Raw genomic sequence first — 17,328 nt, 5'->3', positions numbered from 1 at the left:
GTTCAGCCCCTCCCCTCCCGTTCGAGGATCTCGACCCTGACTTCCGCCAGCTCCATGAATCGCGCGGCGTCCGACGACGAGCCGACGATGCTCCCGTAGTGCATCGGGACCGCCGCCGCGGGCCTGATCCGCCGCGCCGCCTCCGCGGCCTCCTCGGCCGTCATCAGGTAGATTCCGCTCACGGGGAGAAGGGCGACGTCGGCCCGCACCATCGCCATCTCGGGGATCAGATCGGTATCGCCCGCGTGGTAGATCCTGCGCCCCCCGGTCGAGACGACGAAGCCGAGCCCTCCGTCCGCCTTCGGGTGGAACGGCTTGCCGACGTTGTAGGCCGCCACCGCCTCGATCCCGACCCCCTCCACGGAGATCGACCGGCCCGGCGCGACGACGCGCACGTCGCCCCGGAACCTGCGCGCGCACGCGGCGTTCGTCACGATGACCGTCTTGTCCCCGCGGATCCGCTCGACGGCGATCGCGGAGCAGTGGTCGTAGTGCGCGTGCGTGATGAGGATCAGGTCGGCGGGGGGCCCCCCCGAGATCCGGTACGGGTCGATGTAGACGACCTTCTCCCCGTCGATCCTGAAACCCGCGTGTCCCAGCCAGTGGATCCCCTCGAGCATCTGCGTGCCTCCCCGCGCCCTGTCCGCCCCCCGGGGCCGCGAGACCCGCCCCGCCTGTCCGTTTGTTTCGGCGCCCGCATGGCGCGCCGCGCCCGCTCAGCGGCGCGAGGCGCGGCGCAGCAGTTCGCGCTCTTTCTCGGTGAGCGCGCCGATGCCGTGCCGCGCGATCTTGTCCAGCACCTCGTCCACGTCCGGCTCCTCCCCCTCCCCGCTGACGCGCGCCTGGAATCCCCCCCGTCGCCGCCCCCCGAGAATGCGCCACTCCCCCAGGCCGTACCAGCGCATCGCGAGGTAGCCGCACAGCGCCCCGCCGAGATGGGCGAAGTGGGCGATGACCCCCCCGTACGGGTTCGCCACCACGAAGAGCAGCTCTATCCCCGCGAAGAGAAGGACCAGTTGCCGGGCCTTCATCTGGACCGGGATCACGAAGAAGACGAGGAGCGTGAGCACCCGGTCGGGGTAGAGCATCGCGAACGCCGTCATCACCCCGAAGACGGCCCCGGAGGCGCCCAGGATGACCGCGGGGGGCGGGTAGAACGCGTAGGCGCACAGGCCCGCGCCCGCCCCGCAGAGGAGGTAGAAGGCGACGAAGCGTCTCGTGCCCAGCGCCGCCTCGACGTCGCGCCCGAACGTCCAGAGGACGAACATGTTGAAGACGAGGTGCAGGACGCCGGCGTGGAGGAACAGGTAGGTCACGAACTGCCACGGCATCAGCCGCCCGACCGCCCCGCCGGCGACGAGGCCGAAGAGGCGGTCGAACCGGGGCCCGACGAGGTTCTGGAGGAGGAAGCAGGCGCCGGTCGCCAGCAAAATCCGCCGCACCCCGTCGTTGAACGGGAACCCGAGGTCGAGCCGCAGATCGTACCGGCGATAGGGGGGCATGCCGAACGCTCAACGCCAGCGCTGGATCTTCAGCATCTGGATGATCGTATCCTGGTTGGAGAGGATCTTGTCGAGCTTCGCCTGGTTGGCCGCGATCGTCTCCAGCGCGGCGGAGATCCCGGCGATCCGTTTCTCCATCTCCGACTCCTTGTGCGCGGTCTGGGCCAGGCAAACGCCCGCAACGCAGAGCAGGACGACCGCCGCGGCCGACAGGATCCTCTTCATGGGACTCCTCCTTGTGGTGCGCGTGGGGGGGTGACGACGACCGCTTCCACGGGGTGCCCCTCCCTGTGAGCGGCGCGGGCGCGCGTGCCGTCGCATCAGTAGGCGGCAAGGAGATTCAAGGCGTGCTGCGCTGCCTTGTGCTTCGGATCGATCTCGAGCGCCTTCACGAACGCCCGATTGGCCTCGCGGGGCTTCCCCAACGCCTGCCAGGCGACCCCGAGGTTGTAGTAGGCGGCGGCGTTGCGCGGGTCGAGCGCGATGCACCGGGTGTACGCCTCGACCGCCTCCGCGTAGCACTCCGACAGGAAGGCGCTTTTCCCCAGCGCGAGCAGCGCGGCGGGCTCCTTCGATGCCCTGCTCATCTTCGCGGAGAACTGCGCCTTGTTCTTCCCCGCCGCCATTCCCCTCTCCCCGGCGCCCTCAGCGCCTGAACTCCGCGAGCAGGTCCTCCCTGCCTATCACGATGATCGTGTCGTTCTCGTTGATGACCTCGTGCGCGTGCGGAACGATGGTCACCTCCTCCTCGAGGCGGCTGTCCCCGGCGGCGTCGAGGACGGGCTTCATCCGCTTCAGGGCGATGATATCCACGCCGTAGCGCGAGCGCGCCTTGGACTCCTCGAGCGATTTTCCGACGATATCCTCGGGCGGCCTGGTCTCGATGATGTTGTAGCCCGGGGCGACCTCGATATAGTCCAGGATCGTCGGGTTGATGAGGCTGTTGGCGACCTTGACCCCCATCTCCCGTTCCGGGAATACGATCCGGTCCGCGCCGATCCGGGTGAGGATCTTGTAGTGCGCCTCGCTCGTCGCCTTGACGATGACCTGCTTGATCCCCATCTCCTTCAGCAGCATCGTGATGAGGATGCTCTCCTCCATCCTCCGGCCGAGCGCGAGGACGACGGCGTCGACCTCGGCGATCCCCGCGGCGGCGAGCGCCTTCTCGTCGGTCGCGTCGAGCTCGATCGCCTGGGTGACCAGATCGTCGAGGGCGCGCAACCGCTCCGCGTTGTTGTCGATGAGGATGACGTCGCACCCCTGTTCGCTGAGGGTCTTCGCCACGCTCGCCCCGAAACGCCCCGCCCCGATGACCGCAAACTGTTTCACTGGCCCGCCCCGCGGAGACCCGCCGCACGGGGAAAAGTATACCATCGCGGGCGCCGGTTTGCCACTAGCCGATCATGATGCTCTCCTCGGGGTAGTGGATCACCGGGGGGCGCTCGCGGCGCATGATGATCAGGGCGAGCGTGAGCGGCCCCACCCTCCCCGCGAACATCGTCAGGACGAGCAGGATCCTCCCCCACGCGGTGAGCGCCGGGGTGATCCCGGTCGAGAGGCCGGCCATGCCGAACGCCGAGACCGTCTCGAAGAGGAGGCAGAGCAGGTGCCCCTTCTCGGGGCTGTCCGTGGCGAGGCCGCGCTCGGTGATCAGCAGGAGGGTGCAGACCAGGATCACGAGAAGGGCGGCGAAGAAGGTCACGCAGATCGCCTCCGAGACGGCCCGGGGCTCCACCGAGCGTTTCATCAGGCGCACCTCCTCCCTCCCGCGCAGTATCGCGATCGAGGCGGCGATCAGCACCGCGAGCGTGCAGGTCTTGATCCCTCCCCCGGTGGAGCCGGGCGACGCGCCGATGAACATCATGATGATCGTGACGAAGAGCGTCGGCGATCCCATCGCCTCCATCGAGACGGTGTGGAAGCCGGCGCTGCGGGGTGTCACGGCGTGGAAGAGGGCGTTGAGGAGCTTGCCCGGCACGGAAAACCCCCCGAGGGCGGAGTTCCATTCCAGGCCCAGCACGCACGCGGCCATCAGGGCGGCGAGCGCGCCGGTCGTCGCGAGGACCGTCCGCGTCTGCATGCTCAGGACGCCGCGCGCGGCATGGCCCCTCCTCCAGAAACGGTAGCCGGACAGGTTGTGGATCACGACGAAGCCGAGGCCGCCCGCGACCAGGAGCGTTCCGCAGGTTGCCAGCACCACCCAGTCGCAATTGAACCGCTCGAGACTGGTCGGGTAGAGGGTGAAGCCCGCGTTGCAGAACGCCGAGACGCTGTGGAAGACGCCGTGGGAGATCGCCCGGAGCGGGGCATAGTCGTAGGCGCGCCTGAAATGCGCGCCGAGGACGAGCGCCCCCGCGCACTCGAACGCCAGCGTGGTCAGGACGATGCTCGTGATCAGGCCGCGCAGGCTGGAGATCCTGCACCGGTCGAAACTCTCCTTGACGACGAGCTGGTCCCGGAAACAGAGCCGCCTTCCGAGGAGCAGGAGGAAGGAACAGGAGAGGGTCATGATCCCGAGGCCGCCGATCTGCACCAGGGCCAGCACCACGCAGGTGCCGAACGGGGACAGGGTTTCGCCGATGTCGAACAGGCTCATGCCGGTCACGCAGACCGCCGAGGTGGCGAGGAACAGGGCGTCGAGCCAGGAGAGCGCCGCGCCGCCGGCCGCGGCCGCGGGCAGGGAGAGCAGCGCCGTCCCGAGAAGGATGGCGAGGGCGAAGGTGGAGACGATGATCCGCGAGGGGTTGACGTTCTTCCGCGTCCTCGGCCGCGGCGCGTCGAGGGGCGCGGAGGAGGCCAATCGTATTCTCATGGGATGGGGTTCAGTATGTCACAGGGCCGCCGCGGCGTCAATCGGGCGGCGCCTGCCGGTCGTGCGGACGGCGCGCGCCGTTATCCCCGCGATCCGCGGAACGATCTTCCCTTCGTCTCTTTCCGGTCCTGTGGAAGCTCCGCGGGGCGCCGTCTACTCCGTTGCCATTTTCTCTATCCACCCGCCGCCCAGGACGATCTCCCCGTCGTAGAAGACGGCCGCCTGCCCGGGGGTCACCGCCGGCTGCGGTTCGTCGAACAGAACCTCGGCGGTCCCGCCCGGCCCGGGGCGCAGCCGCCCCATCGCGCCCGCGTGCGCGGAACGGATCTTCACGAGGGCGCGGAACGGGCCCGGCGGACCGTCGAACGCCAGCCAGTTGAGCCGGTGTGCCGCGAAGCCCGGCGTGAGCAGTTCCGCGGCCTCCCCCACGGTGATCGCATTGCGCGCCGGGTCGATCGAGAGGACGTAGCGGCGCCCCCCGGACCGCAGGTAGCGCCCCGCCCTCTGCCCGATGGTGAAATGGCCGATGCCCGGGTGGCGCCCGACGACCCTCCCCGCGGCGTCGAGGATGTCGCCCTCCCCGCGCCCGGCCGGCAGGAGGAGGCGGTAGTCGCCCCCGGCGGCGAAGCAGATCTCCCGGCTCTCCGGGCGGACACAGGCGTCCAGCCCGCCCTTCGCGGCAAGGCGGCGCACCTCGTCTTTGAGAAGGCCGCCGAGCGGGAAGCAGAGGCGCCGCAGCAGCGGCCTGGCCAGCCGCGACAGGAAGTAGGACTGGTCCCTGGCGGGGTCCACCCCCCGTAAAAGCAGAGGGCCGGCGGGGCCGTGCGCGATGCGCGCGTAGTGGCCGGTGGCGACCGCCGCCGCGCCGATCTCGTCCGCGCGGCGGATGAGCGCGGCGAACTTCACCTCGGCGTTGCAGACGACGCACGGGTTCGGCGTCCGGCCGGACGCGTACGCCTCCCGGAAGCGCTCGATGACCCGTTCCTGGAACCGTTTTCGCGCGTCGATCGTCTCCAGGGGGATCCCGATCCGCTCCGCGGCCGCGCGGGCCGCCCCGATCCCCTCCTCGCCCGCCCGGGCGTCGGGGAGCAGGTCGAGAACGACGCCGACGACCTCGTGCCCCGCCTCCTTGAGCAGCAGGGCGGCGCAGGCGCTGTCCACGCCTCCCGACATGCCGACGACGATCTTCATCCCGGGCCGTCGCCGCGGGGGAGCCGGGCGCGGATGATCCGAAGCCCGTGCAGCGTCAGGAACGGCTCGACCAGCCCGTGGTGCGCCCACCCGCGCGCGACCAGGCCGAACTGGCCGCCGGTGAAGATGAGCGCCGGCCGGCCCCCCAGCGGGCGGCGGAGCTCCTTGACGAGTCCGCGGATGAGGAGGCGCGTGCCCAGCACCACGCCCGACCGGATCGCCTGCACGGTGCTGCGGCCGATGACCCCGGGCGGCGCGGCCGGTTCCACGAGCGGGAGGAGGCCGGTGTGCCCGGCCAGCGCCGCGCAGGAAAGACGCGGGCCGGGCGCGATGATCCCCCCGAGGTACTCCCCCCGCGCGGAGATGCAGTCGAAGGTGAGGGCGGTGCCGACGTCCACCACGATCGCCGGCGCCCCGTGGAGTTCCCGCGCCGCGACGGCGTTGGCGATCCGGTCCGCGCCGATCTCCCACGGCCTCGGATAGGCGAGCCGTATCCCGGAGGGCGTCTCGTGCGTCAGGAAGACGGCGGCGACGCCCGCATCCCGGCAGATCCGCGCGAGCGTCCCGTTCAGGCGCGGGACCACGCTGGAGACGAGCGCCCCGGCGAGCGGGCCGTGCGCCGCGATTCCCGCGGCGAGTTCGCCTTTCGCGGCGGCCAGCGCCCCCGTCGGCCGGCTGGGGACGCGGAATCGGCAAAGCAGCCGCGTCGCGGTGCAGATCCCGAAATGGACGGTCGTGTTCCCCGCGTCGGCGATCAGGAACCGCTCCGATCGAGGCGTTCGTGCAGCCATGCGCGCGATCCCCTTCCGCCGCCGCTCAGAGCAGCGTTACGTCCCCGCCGGTGACGCGGCGGGTGAGGCCGTTGTCCAGGCGCAAAAGCAGGCGGCCGTCGTCGTCCAGCCCGGTCGCGACCCCCTCCCACCGCCCGCCGGCGAGGGAGACGACGCGCATGCGCCGCCCGACGGTGACCGACGCGTCCAGCCACCGGCCGATGATCTCGGTGTGGCGCCCGGCGCGCAGAAGCGCGTACTGGATGTCGAACTCCTCCAGGAACGCGCGGGCGAGGGCGGGCCGCGACAGTTCCCCGCCGGTCTCGATGCGGAGCGAGGTCGCCGCCGGGATCCCCTCGAGGTCCTCGGGCTCGTGGTTGACGTTCATCCCGACGCCGAGGACGGCGTGGTTGATCCGGTCCGCCTCCGTGCCGAGCTCGGTCAGGATGCCGCAGACCTTCCGCCCCCCGACGAGCACGTCGTTGGGCCATTTCACCGACGCCTGGAGCCCGGGCGCGCAGGCCTCTATCGCCCGCTGCGCCGCCGTCGCCGAGCAGAGCGTCAAAAACGAAACACGCGCCGGGGAGAGGGCCGGGCGAAGGATCAGCGAGAGGTAGATCCCCCTGTGCCTCGGGGAGCGCCACTCCCGCCCCACCCTCCCCCTCCCCGCGGTCTGTTCCTCGGCGACGACGACCGTCCCCTCGGGCTCGCCGCCCCGGGCCAGCCGCTCCGCCTCGTCGTTGCTCGAGGAGGTTCGTTCGAAATAGACGATCGCGCGGCCGATCAGCTCCGACTTGAGGCCGTGCCGCAGTACGGCGGGGAGCAGGAGGTCGGGCTCCGCCGCGAGCCGGTAGCCGAGGTGCGGCTGCGATTCGATCTCCAGGCCGATCCGTTTCAGGGCGCTGACATGGTTCCAGACCGCGGTGCGGGAGATCCGGAGATGCTGCGCGATCTCCTCGCCCGAGACGTATCCGTCGGCGCGAAGCAGGCGCTCGAGGATGGCGTCTTCCCTGTCGTCGCCGGGACGGGAGGTCATGCGAGTATCGCGAGGCTGAGGTCGACCGCCCGCGCCGAGTGCGTGAGCGCGCCGACGGAGATGAACTGCACCCCGGTGCGGGCGATCTCCGCGACCGTCTCCAGGGTCACGCCGCCGGAGGCCTCTGCGGCCGCCCGGCCGTCGATGAGCTCGACCGCCTCGCGCAGCTCCCCCGCGGTCATGTTGTCGAGCAGGATGCAGTCCGCCCCCGCCTTCGCCGCGGCCTCCGCCTCCTCGAGACGGTCGGCCTCCACCTCCACGGGGACGCCGGGACTCCTCTCCCTCGCGAGCGCCACCGCCCGGGCGACTGCGTCGGCGCTGTAGCGCTTCAGGATGCAGAGGTGGTTGTCCTTGACGAGGATCCGGTCGTGCAGGCCCATCCGGTGGTTCGCGCCGCCGCCCGCGGCCACGGCGTACTTCTCGAGGTGGCGCAACCCCGGCGTGGTCTTGCGCGTGTCGAGGATCGTGGCGGACCCCCCCTCCGCGCGCTCCACGAAGCGGCGCGTGAGCGTGGCGACGCCGGAAAGGCGCTGGAGGAAGTTGAGGGCCGTGCGCTCGCCCGTGAGGATCGGGGCGGCGGGGCCCGAGACGACGGCCACCCTGGCGCCGGCGGAGACCGCGCTCCCGTCGGCAAGGAGCGGCTCGAAGACCACCCGCGCGTCGAGCTGCGCGAAGACCTCCGCCGCCACCGGCAGGCCCGCGACGACAAGCGGTTCGCCGGCGACGATCTCGGCGCTCACCTCCTCCTCCGGGGGGACGAGGGCGGCGGTCGTGATGTCGCCGGGCCCGATATCCTCCTCGAGGGCGCGCCTGACCAGTTCCTTCACCGCCGCCGGATCGAGCTTCATACCCGCCTTCCGCATCCCCGTCCTTGCACGTGGGAGGGGATCACACTGTAGCATCTTCCGGCCCCCGGCGCCACAGGACCCTCCGCCGAAAACGGGGCGCGGAAGGCGATTTAGATATTGGACGCGCCCCCCCTCCTTTGCCTATACTATCCACGCGCGGGGGCGCCGAGGGCCCGGCGCCTCGCGCATCGGACGGAAAGGAGGGGCGGGTGAAACTCGATCTGCTGATCAAAAACGCGCGCACCAGGTTCTCGAAGGGGACGACGCTCGATATCGGCATCGCGGGCGGACGCATCGCCAAGATCGGCCAGAGGATCGGCGGCGAGGCGAAGCGAAAGATCGACGCGGACGGGGCGCTCGTCACGGAGTCGTTCGTCAACGGGCACCTGCATCTCGACAAGGTCTACACGCTCACGCGGGTCGGGATGGACGCCCTCTCCTCCTACACCGCGGGCGCCATGGGCGGGGCGATGACGGCGATCGAGCAGGCCGCGCGCGTGAAGGCCGACTACGACGAGAAGTGGATCATCGAAAATGTCCGCAAAGCCGTTGCGCTGGCGGTGAAGCACGGCAACACGCACATCCGCGCCTTCGCGGACGTCGACACCAAGGCCAAACTCGAGGGGGTCAAGGCGCTGCTGCGGGCGCGCGAGGAGTTCAAGGACCGGGTCGAGATCCAGGTGGTGGCCTTCCCGCAGGACGGCGTGGTGCGCGACCCCGGCGCCGAGGAGTACGTCCGGCAGGCGATGGACCTCGGGGCCGACGTCGTCGGCGGGATCCCGTGGATCGAATACACCGAGGCGGACGCCCGACGGCACGTGGATCTGATGTTCGCCCTCGCCACGCGGTACGACAAGGGCGTCTCGATGCTGGTGGACGACGCGGGCGACCCGGGCCTCCGCACGCTCGAGATGCTTATCATGAAGACGCTCGAGACCGGATGGGAAGGGCGCGTCACGGCGCAGCACGCGCGCGCGATGGCCCTCTACCCCGAGCCGTACTACCGGAAGATCGAGGCGCTCCTGAAGAAGGCGCGGGTCGGCATCGTGAGCGATCCGCAGACCGGCCCGCTCCACGCGCGGGTGCGGGACCTGTACGCCGCCGGGATCGGGGTCGCCCTCGGCCAGGACGACATCGCGGACGCCTACTACCCGTTCGGCAGGAACAATATGCTCGAGGTGGCGTTCCTCGCCGCGCACCTGATGTGGATGAGCACCCCGCAGGATATGGAGATCCTCTACGACCTGATCACGACCAACGCGGCGCGCGCGCTCGGGATCGAAGAGTTCGGCCTGAAGGAGGGGAACAGGGCCGACCTGGTCGTCTTGAACGCCGAGGCGGTCTGGGAGGCGATCTGGAACCACGAGGCCCCGCGCCACGTGATCAAGTCGGGGAAGGAGATCACGCTGAGGTAGCGGCGCCTTCGCGCCCCCTTCGACGCGGGAGGGGGCGGCGACGCCGTCCCCTCCCGCGTTTCCTTCCGGCCCGTCCGCGGCGCGCCGGGGCCGACGGCGCGGCGCGCACCGCGCGTCAGAGCCGGGATTCGAGGAAGCGGGCGGTGGTCTCGATGACCTCGCGTTCCCACGCCAGTCCCGCGAAGGTGTGGCCGGAGCCGCGGATCATCCGCAGTTCAACGAACCCCCGCCCCGAGAGCGCCTCCTCGTAGAGGAGCGCGTCATCGGGGGAGACGCCCGCGTCGGCGTCGCCGTGGACGACGAGCGCCGGCCCGGCCCATCCGCCCAGGGACGCGAGCGGAGCGAAGCCGCGGAGCTCGTCGAGGAGGGCCCGGCTCAACGCGTTCCCGAAATGGTCGTGCACGCGGCGTTGCCCGGGATCCGGCGCGATCTTCCCCGCGATCTTCCCTCCGAACGCGCGCGGCAGGTCCGCCACCGCCGCCCAGAGGACGAGGCAGCGCGGCGCGTGTGTCGGCATCCCGGCGACGCAGGCGGCGACGGCGCCCCCGAGGCTCAGCCCGAGCAGGCCGACGCGGGAGGCGTCGACGTCCCCCCTCCCCCGGACGAGCCCGAGCGCCTTCACGGCGTCCGATATCTCCCCCCGGACGGTCAGGTCCCGGAACTCCCCCTCGCTCTCGCCGCAGCATCGGAAGTCGAACCTGAGGACGAGGATCCCCGCCGCGGCGAACCGGCGCGCGGCCTTGACGAACAGCTGGTGCGCCTCGATCCGGTTCCCCGTGAAGCCGTGCAGCATCACGAGCGCGGGAAACGGGGGGAGGTGCGGGGGGTCCGGGACGTGGACCGTCCCGAACAGCTTCTGGCCTTCGTTCTCGAAGACGACCGGTTCCTGTCGCATCCTGCGCCTCGGCAGGCGCCCCTTCGGGGCGGATTCGCGGCGTTCGCCGGGGGCGCGGGGCGGGGGCGGCGCCGCGGGCTCAGGGCGTCTCCAGCCCCTTCATGACCTTCAGGCGGCGGGCGGCGAGCGCCTCCCGCTTGTTCCGCCGCATCTCCACGACCTTCGGCGGCGCCTTGGCGACGAACGCCTCGTTGGCGAGCTCCCGGTCGACCTTCGCGAGCTCGCGGTCGATCCCCTCGATCTCGCGGGCGATGCGGCTCCGCTCGGCGGCGGGGTCGAGGATTTCGGAGAGGTCCACGTAGACGATCGTCCCCGACGAGAGCGGCGCGGCCGGCATCGTGCGCGGGGGCGCGAATCGAGGGTCGATGCGCATCGCCCGCGCCCGCATCAGCGCCTCGCAGACCTCCCGCCCCTCCTCCAGCGCCGCCGCCTCGTCGGAAGAGGCGGGCTTGACGACCACCTCCACCGCGGTCCCGGCCGCCACCCCGTGCTCCTTGCGGAGGTTGCGCACCGCGCGCACGGCCTCGAACCTGAGATCCACCTGTCGCTCGAGGGCGGGGTCGATCAGCGACGGATCGGGCGCGGGCCAGGCGCAGCGGGTGACCGATTCGCCGTCCCGGTTCGGGAGCATCTGCCAGATCTCCTCGCTCAGGAACGGCATGAAGGGGCTGAGCAGGCGCAGGAACGTCTCCAGGCACCGCAGCAGAACGGCCCGCGCCCGCCGCGCGCCGGGCCCCGTCTTCGCCTGGAGGCGCCCCTTCGCCGACTCGATGTACCGGTCGCAGTAGTCGTTCCAGAAGAAGTCGTACAGCCGCTCGGCCGCCTCGTTGAACCTGAACGCCTCCAGCGCGGCGGTGACGTCCCGGATGGCGCGGTGCAGCCGGCTCAGGATGAACCGGTCGTCCATCGTCGGGGCGGCCGCGTCGCCGCCCGTTGCGTCGTCTCCGTCGAGGTTCAGCAGCAGGAACCGGGAGGCGTTCCAGATCTTGTTGGCGAAGTTCCTGCCCAGCTCGCACGACTCGTCGGCGTAGTGGACGTCCTGCCCGACCGGGCTCAGGCGCGCAATGGTGAAACGGAGCGCGTCGGCGCCGTACCGCGAGATGACGTCGAGCGGGTCGGGGGAGTTGCCGAGGGACTTGCTCATCTTGCGCCCCTGCATGTCGCGGATGATCCCGGTGAAGAAGACGCGCCCGAACGGGACCTCCCCCGTGAACTCGATCCCCGCCATGATCATCCGGGCGACCCAGAAGAAGATGATGTCCGGCCCCGTGACCAGCGTCGAGGTCGGGTAGAAGCGGCGCAGATCCTCCGTCCTGTCGGGCCAGCCGAGCGTCGAGAAGGGCCAGAGCCACGACGAGAACCAGGTATCCAGCACGTCCTCGTCCTGCGCCAGGTTCGTCCCGTCGCAGCGCGGGCAGGAGGCGGGGGTCTCGCGCGCCACGACCGTCTCCCCGCATCCGGCGCAGTACCAGACCGGGATCCGGTGCCCCCACCAGAGCTGGCGCGAAATGCACCAGTCGCGGATATTCTCCATCCAGTGCTGGTAGACCTTCACCCAGCGCTCCGGGCAGAAGGCGACGTTCCCCTCGAGCACCGCCCGCAGGGCGGGTTCGGCCAGCGGCTTCATCTTGACGAACCACTGCGGGGAGAGGTACGGCTCGATCACCGTGCGGCACCGGTAGCAGTGCCCCACGGCGTGGCGGTGTTTCTCGATCTTGTCGAGGAGCTTCATCTTTTGGAGGGCGTCGAGGAGCGCCTCGCGGCACTCGAACCGGTCCATCCCCTCGTACTCCGGGCCCGCCTCCTCCGTCATCGCCGCGTTCCCGTCCATGACCGCCACCTGGGGGAGGTCGTGGCGCAGGCCCATCTGGAAGTCGTTCGGATCGTGCGCGGGCGTCACCTTGACGGCGCCGGTGCCGAATTTCGGGTCCACGAACTCGTCCGCGATGACCGGGATCTCGCGCCGCACCGAGGGGACGACCAGCGTCTTCCCGACGAGGAGGCGGTAGCGCGCGTCCGACGGGTTGACCGCGACCGCCGTGTCCCCGAGCAGCGTCTCGGGGCGCGTGGTCGCCACCGTGACGTGCCCGTTCCCGTCCTTCAGCGGGTAGCGTATGTGCCAGAGGTGCCCGTCGTGCTCCTCGTGCTCGACCTCCTCGTCGGAGAGCGCGGTGTGGCAGCGCGGGCACCAGTTGATGATGTAGCGGCCGCGGTAGACGAGCCCCTTCTCGTGGAGGCGCACGAAGACCTCGCGCACGGCGCGCGAGAGCCCGTCGTCCATCGTGAACCGCTCCCGGCTCCAGTCGCAGGAGCAGCCGAGCTTCTTGAGCTGCCGGATGATGGTCCCGCCGTAGCGTTCCTTCCAGTCCCAGACCCGTTTCAGGAACTCCTCGCGCCCGAGCATCCCGCGCTTCGTCCCCGCCTTGGCGAGCTCCTTCTCGACGACGTTCTGCGTGGCGATGCCGGCGTGGTCGGTGCCGGGGAGCCAGAGCACCTCCCGCCCCTCCATCCGTTTCCACCTGACGAGGATGTCCTGGAGCGTGGCGTTGAGGACGTGCCCCATCGTGAGGATGCCGGTGATGTTGGGGGGGGGGATGACGATCACGTACGGCTCCGCCCCCGGGCGCGGGCAGGCGGCGAAGTAGCCGCGGGACTCCCAGCGCGAGTACCAGCGGTCCTCGACCGTCTTCGGATCGTAGCGCGTCGCGAGCTCTTTCATGGCGCCGTCTCAGCCCCTCCGGACCAGGGCGGGCTTCACCCGGTCCTTCAGCAGCTTGTACTCCACCCCGTCCACGAGGGCCTGCCAACTCGCCTCGATGATGTTATCGGAGACGCCCACCGTCCCCCACTCGGCGTTGCGGTCCTTCGACTGGATGAGGACGCGGACCTTGGCGGCCGTCCCCTTCTTCACGTTGAGGACCCGCACCTTGTAGTCGGCCAGGGCGAGGTCGGCGATCGCGGGATAGAACGGGAGCAGCGCCTTCCGCAGCGCGTTGTCGAGCGCGTTGACCGGCCCGTCGCCCTCCGCGGCGGTGTGCTCGAACAGCGTTCCGACCTTCACCTTGATCGTCGCCTCGGAGATGAGCCTTCCGTCGGCGCGCTTCTCGACGCTCACCCGGAAGCCCTCCAGGCCGAAGAAGGCGGTGTGCCGCTTCAGCGCCTTCTCGATCAGGAGCTTGAACGACCCCTCGGCGGCCTCGAACTCGTACCCCTCGCTCTCGAGGCGCTTGATCACCTCAAGCACGCCGCGGATGGCGGGGGCGTCCTTGGCGAGCCCCAAGCGCATATCGCGCGCCTTCATGAAGACGCTCGACTTGCCCGCCAGTTCCGAGACGAGGACCCTCCGCGCGCCGCCGACCGCCGCGGGGTCGACGTGTTCGTAGCCGCACGGGTTCTTCAACACCGCGTCGGCGTGGACGCCCCCCTTGTGCGCGAAGGCGCTGACCCCGACGTACGGCGCCCGCGGCCACGGCGCCATGTTGGCGATCTCGTCCACGAAACGGGACAGCTCCACGAGCGACCGCAGCCGCGTCCGGTCGACGCAGGGGATCCCCATCTTCAAAACGAGGGTGGGGATGATGGTGGTGAGGTCGGCGTTGCCGCAGCGCTCCCCGTAGCCGTTGATCGTCCCCTGGACGTGGACCGCCCCCTCCTCCACGGCGATGATCGCGTTCGCGACCCCCATCCCGGAGTCGTTGTGCGAGTGGATCCCGAGCGGGGCCTTCAGCCGCCGCCGGACCTCCCGGACGACCGCGGCGACCTGCAGGGGGAGCGTCCCCCCGTTCGTGTCGCAGAGGACGACGGTGTCGGCGCCCGCCTCCTCGGCGGCGAGAAGCGTCGCCAGGGCGTAGTCGCGGTCCGCGTGCCAGCCGGCGAAGAAATGCTCGGCGTCGTAGATGACCTCCCGGCCCAGCTCCTTGAAGTAGCGGACGGTGTCGCGGATCATCGCGAGGTTCTCCTCGGGGCTGGTCCGGAGCACCTCCTTCACGTGGAGCATCCAGCTCTTGCCGAATATCGTGACCACCGGCGTCTCCGCCTCGCGGAGCCGGATGACATTCAGATCCTCCGCCACGGGCGTCTTCGCGCGCCGGGTGCTCCCGAAGGCGGCGACGCGCGACCGCTTCAGGCCCAGGGAGCGTATCTGTGCGAAGAAGTCGATATCCTTCGGGTTCGAACCGGGCCAGCCGCCCTCGATGTAGTGGACGCCGAACTCGTCGAGCTTGCGCGCGATGAGGAGCTTGTCCGCACTGGAGAAACTGATCCCCTCGGCCTGCGACCCGTCGCGCAGCGTGGTGTCGTACAGTGTGACGGTCTTCATCTCTCTTGTCCGGCCTCCCCGTCCGCCCCGAGCCCAAACGCCGCGTGCAGCGCGCGCGCCGCCCGTTCCAGGTCCGCCTCGTCCACCACGCAGGAGATCTTGATGTCGCTCGTGGAGATCATCTCGATGTTGATCCCCTCCCGCGCGAGCGTCCCGAACATCGTCGAGGCGACCCCCTTGTGGCTCTTCATCCCCACGCCCACGACCGAGACCTTCGCGATCCGCTCGTCCCGCGTGATCCCCTTGGCGCCGATCCCGGCGGCGGTGCGCTCCAGGGCCCGGACGGCGCGCGCGCAGTCTTCGCGCGACACGGTGAACGAGACATCGGTGTAGCCGTCCTCGCTCACGTTCTGGATGATCATGTCCACGTTCACGTTCGCCTCCGCCATCGCCCCGAAGATCGAGGCGGCGATGCCGGGGCGGTCGGGGACGCGCCGGATCGTCAGCTTCGCCTCGCCGCGGTCCACCGTGACGGCGCGTATCACCAGGTCTTCCATCTTCCCCCCCTCCCCCGAGACCACCGTGCCGGGGGCGTCGTTGAAACTCGACAGGATCTCCACCTTGATCCCGTACTTCTTGGCGAACTCCACGGCGCGCGACTGGAGCACCTGGGCGCCGAGACTCGCCATCTCGAGCATCTCGTCGTAGCCGATCCGGTCGATCTTGCCCGCGGCGGGCACGATCCGGGGATCCGCCGTGTAGACCCCCTCCACGTCCTTGTAGATCCGGCAGACGTCCGCGCCGAGGACCGCCGCGAGGGCCACCGCGGTCGCGTCAGAGCCGCCCCGGCCGAGCGTGGTGATGTCGAGATCCTCGTCCACCCCCTGGAACCCCGCGACCACGACGACGGTGCCCCGGGCGAGGTGCTCGGCGATCTTGCCGGTGCTGATCCCGATGATCTTCGCCCGCCGGTGCGCCCCGTCGGTGGCGATCCCCACCTGCCCGCCGGTCAGCGAGACGGCGTCGACGCCGAGGTCGTGCAGGGCCATCGCGAGCAGCGCCGCGGTGACCTGCTCCCCGGTGGAGAGGAGCATGTCGATCTCGCGGTCGGTGGGGGCCGCGGAGACCCGGTGCGCGAGGGCGGTCAGCTCGTCGGTGGTGTCGCCCATCGCGGAGACGACCGCCACGACCTTGTCCCCCCCCTTCCGCGCGCGCGCCACCCTCCGCGCGACATCCCGGATCCTCTCCGGGTCGGCGACCGAGCTGCCGCCGTACTTCTGGACGATCAGCGCCATCCCCGGACCCCCTCCGCCTCGCCCGGCGGTCCTTCCGCCAGGAGGGCGTCCATCAGCCGCCACCCCTCCTCGACGATGAGGGAGCCGCCCCGCGCGGCCTTCTCGCTGAACCCCGCCATCCCGTCGGGCGCGATCCCCCGGCCGAAGAGGCAGAACGGGACCGGCTCGGCGGTGTGTGTCCGCAACGCGAGCGGGGTCGCGTGGTCGGGCAGCACCAGGATCCGGAACGGCTCGCCGGAGCGCTGCAGCCCCTCGAGCACCGGTCCGACCACCTTCAGGTCGAAGTTCTCGATCGCCCGCACCTTCTCGGAGCGGTCGCCGTGGTGCCCGGCCTCGTCCGCGGCCTCGACGTGGACAAGGACGAAGTCCGTCTCCCGCAGGGCCTCGAGGGCGGCCGCCGCCTTGGCGGAGTAGTCGGTGTCGTAGTGCCCGGTCGCGCCGGGGACGTCGACCACGGCGAGGCCGAGGCAGCTCCCGATCCCCTTGACGAGATCGACCGCCGAGATCACCGCCCCCCGGACGCCCCGTTTCGAGGCGAACGACCCGATCCGCGGCTTTGTCCCCCCGCCCCAGAGCCAGATCATGTTGGCGGGATTCTCGCCGAGGTCCACCTTCACCCGGTTGATCGGCTCCTGCGAGAGGATCAGGCGGGAGGCCTGCATCAGCTCCCGGAGGAGGCGGCTCCCCCTGCCGGACGGGAGGTGCGGAACGAACGGCTTCCCCGCGATGTCGTGCGGCGGCATGCACCTGAGCGGCCCTTCGCCGTCGGACAGCAGCCGTTCGGGCGCGACCATCAGGTTCCGGTAACTGACGCCGGGGAAGAAGCGGACGCCGCGGCCCCGGAATTTTTCGGCGATCAGCCCGATCAGCACGCGCCCCTCGCCGCTCGAGATGTTCCCGCCGCTGTGGTCGACCATCGTGTCGTCGGCGACCGTCACCAGGTTGCAGCGGAACGCGTACTCGTCGTCGGCGAGCTCGACGCCCATGCTCGCCGCCTCGAGCGGCCCCCGCCCCGTGTAGCAGCGGGCCGGGTCCACCCCCAGGATCGAAAGATTCGCGACGTCGCTCCCCGGCTCCATCCCGGGCGGCACGGTCCTGGCCAGGCCGCCCGCCCCGCCGCGGGCCAGAAGGTCCATCCGGGGGGTGCGCGCCACCTCGAGCGGGGTGCGGTGTCCCATCTCGGGCACCGGGTGGTCCGCCATCCCGTCGCCCACGAGGATTGCGTATTTCATCTCTATGGCAAGGTCGGGAACCGGGGAACAAGGTGTGCGGGAACCGGGTGCTCCGCCTCGCGCCTTTCTCGTTC

Annotated in this window: 16 protein-coding genes; 1 reads left to right on the top strand and 15 read right to left on the bottom strand. The window is 70.5% G+C overall.

The features are described 5' to 3' along the window. Positions 1-2 precede the first annotated feature (2 nt). From GXY35_00515 to nadC, 10 genes are all read right to left on the bottom strand, one after another. On the bottom strand, positions 3-620 hold the full coding sequence (locus tag GXY35_00515) for an MBL fold metallo-hydrolase (protein ID NLW93085.1): 618 nt from the start codon (positions 618-620) through the stop codon (positions 3-5). Between the two features lie 96 nt (positions 621-716). After that, a complete protein-coding gene (locus GXY35_00510; GenBank protein NLW93084.1) occupies positions 717-1,502 on the bottom strand; it encodes a rhomboid family intramembrane serine protease in 786 nt (261 codons plus the stop codon). 9 nt (positions 1,503-1,511) lie between these two features. Beyond that, positions 1,512-1,727, bottom strand: coding sequence for a hypothetical protein (locus GXY35_00505; GenBank protein ID NLW93083.1), 216 nt, complete (start codon positions 1,725-1,727; stop codon positions 1,512-1,514). A gap of 95 nt (positions 1,728-1,822) precedes the next feature. After that, positions 1,823-2,128, bottom strand: coding sequence for a tetratricopeptide repeat protein (locus GXY35_00500; GenBank protein ID NLW93082.1), 306 nt, complete (start codon positions 2,126-2,128; stop codon positions 1,823-1,825). Positions 2,129-2,147: 19 nt separating this feature from the next. Beyond that, a complete protein-coding gene (locus GXY35_00495) occupies positions 2,148-2,831 on the bottom strand; it encodes a TrkA family potassium uptake protein (protein NLW93081.1) in 684 nt (227 codons plus the stop codon). A 64-nt stretch (positions 2,832-2,895) separates the two neighbouring features. Continuing rightward, the gene (locus tag GXY35_00490) at positions 2,896-4,314 is read right to left on the bottom strand and encodes a hypothetical protein (protein ID NLW93080.1); all 1,419 of its coding nucleotides are present in this window, start codon (positions 4,312-4,314) and stop codon (positions 2,896-2,898) included. 153 nt (positions 4,315-4,467) lie between these two features. Next, positions 4,468-5,505, bottom strand: coding sequence for a tRNA 2-thiouridine(34) synthase MnmA (mnmA, locus tag GXY35_00485; protein ID NLW93079.1), 1,038 nt, complete (start codon positions 5,503-5,505; stop codon positions 4,468-4,470). Next, positions 5,502-6,296 (bottom strand): type III pantothenate kinase, encoded by a 795-nt coding sequence (locus tag GXY35_00480; GenBank protein NLW93078.1) that lies wholly within the window; start codon positions 6,294-6,296, stop codon positions 5,502-5,504. Before GXY35_00480 ends, mnmA begins: the two co-directional genes overlap by 4 nt. A 25-nt stretch (positions 6,297-6,321) precedes the next feature. After that, positions 6,322-7,311, bottom strand: a complete 990-nt coding sequence (locus tag GXY35_00475; protein ID NLW93077.1) for a biotin--[acetyl-CoA-carboxylase] ligase — start codon at positions 7,309-7,311, stop codon at positions 6,322-6,324. Continuing rightward, positions 7,308-8,159: a carboxylating nicotinate-nucleotide diphosphorylase gene (gene nadC / locus GXY35_00470; GenBank protein ID NLW93076.1), complete on the bottom strand. Its 852-nt coding sequence runs from the start codon at positions 8,157-8,159 to the stop codon at positions 7,308-7,310. Before nadC ends, GXY35_00475 begins: the two co-directional genes overlap by 4 nt. 209 nt (positions 8,160-8,368) lie before the next feature. Here nadC and GXY35_00465 point away from each other — a divergent pair, with 209 nt between their 5' ends. Beyond that, a complete protein-coding gene (locus GXY35_00465; protein NLW93075.1) occupies positions 8,369-9,574 on the top strand; it encodes an amidohydrolase family protein in 1,206 nt (401 codons plus the stop codon). 115 nt (positions 9,575-9,689) lie between these two features. Here GXY35_00465 and GXY35_00460 read toward each other — a convergent pair whose 3' ends face one another. The 5 genes from GXY35_00460 to GXY35_00440 form a co-directional block, all read right to left on the bottom strand. Then, a complete protein-coding gene (locus tag GXY35_00460) occupies positions 9,690-10,469 on the bottom strand; it encodes an alpha/beta fold hydrolase (protein NLW93074.1) in 780 nt (259 codons plus the stop codon). 79 nt (positions 10,470-10,548) lie between these two features. Further along, a complete protein-coding gene (locus tag GXY35_00455; GenBank protein NLW93073.1) occupies positions 10,549-13,188 on the bottom strand; it encodes a valine--tRNA ligase in 2,640 nt (879 codons plus the stop codon). Between the two features lie 9 nt (positions 13,189-13,197). Further along, the gene (locus GXY35_00450; GenBank protein NLW93072.1) at positions 13,198-14,787 is read right to left on the bottom strand and encodes a citramalate synthase; all 1,590 of its coding nucleotides are present in this window, start codon (positions 14,785-14,787) and stop codon (positions 13,198-13,200) included. Continuing rightward, positions 14,784-16,022, bottom strand: a complete 1,239-nt coding sequence (locus GXY35_00445; GenBank protein ID NLW93071.1) for an aspartate kinase — start codon at positions 16,020-16,022, stop codon at positions 14,784-14,786. Before GXY35_00445 ends, GXY35_00450 begins: the two co-directional genes overlap by 4 nt. Continuing rightward, positions 16,013-17,254, bottom strand: coding sequence for a cofactor-independent phosphoglycerate mutase (locus GXY35_00440; GenBank protein NLW93070.1), 1,242 nt, complete (start codon positions 17,252-17,254; stop codon positions 16,013-16,015). The genes GXY35_00445 and GXY35_00440 overlap by 10 nt, the downstream gene beginning before the upstream one ends. Positions 17,255-17,328: the final 74 nt, after the last annotated feature.

This window comes from Chlamydiota bacterium (genome assembly GCA_012729785.1).
Classification (GTDB): Bacteria; Auribacterota; Tritonobacteria; order UBA1439; family UBA1439; genus UBA1439.
This window is presented reverse-complemented; position numbering and strand designations above follow the sequence as displayed.

Bases quoted from the DNA above. Each gene is read 5' to 3' on its own strand.
- GXY35_00445 (NLW93071.1), bottom strand. From the start codon at position 16,022: ATGGCGCTGATCGTCCAGAAGTACGGCGGCAGCTCGGTCGCCGACCCG.
- GXY35_00505 (NLW93083.1), bottom strand. From the start codon at position 1,727: ATGAAGAGGATCCTGTCGGCCGCGGCGGTCGTCCTGCTCTGCGTTGCG.
- GXY35_00455 (NLW93073.1), bottom strand. From the start codon at position 13,188: ATGAAAGAGCTCGCGACGCGCTACGATCCGAAGACGGTCGAGGACCGC.
- mnmA (NLW93079.1), bottom strand. From the start codon at position 5,505: ATGAAGATCGTCGTCGGCATGTCGGGAGGCGTGGACAGCGCCTGCGCC.
- GXY35_00490 (NLW93080.1), bottom strand. From the start codon at position 4,314: ATGAGAATACGATTGGCCTCCTCCGCGCCCCTCGACGCGCCGCGGCCG.
- GXY35_00500 (NLW93082.1), bottom strand. From the start codon at position 2,128: ATGGCGGCGGGGAAGAACAAGGCGCAGTTCTCCGCGAAGATGAGCAGG.
- GXY35_00480 (NLW93078.1), bottom strand. From the start codon at position 6,296: ATGGCTGCACGAACGCCTCGATCGGAGCGGTTCCTGATCGCCGACGCG.
- GXY35_00510 (NLW93084.1), bottom strand. From the start codon at position 1,502: ATGCCCCCCTATCGCCGGTACGATCTGCGGCTCGACCTCGGGTTCCCG.
- GXY35_00450 (NLW93072.1), bottom strand. From the start codon at position 14,787: ATGAAGACCGTCACACTGTACGACACCACGCTGCGCGACGGGTCGCAG.
- GXY35_00515 (NLW93085.1), bottom strand. From the start codon at position 620: ATGCTCGAGGGGATCCACTGGCTGGGACACGCGGGTTTCAGGATCGAC.
- nadC (NLW93076.1), bottom strand. From the start codon at position 8,159: ATGAAGCTCGATCCGGCGGCGGTGAAGGAACTGGTCAGGCGCGCCCTC.
- GXY35_00440 (NLW93070.1), bottom strand. From the start codon at position 17,254: ATGAAATACGCAATCCTCGTGGGCGACGGGATGGCGGACCACCCGGTG.
- GXY35_00460 (NLW93074.1), bottom strand. From the start codon at position 10,469: ATGCGACAGGAACCGGTCGTCTTCGAGAACGAAGGCCAGAAGCTGTTC.
- GXY35_00475 (NLW93077.1), bottom strand. From the start codon at position 7,311: ATGACCTCCCGTCCCGGCGACGACAGGGAAGACGCCATCCTCGAGCGC.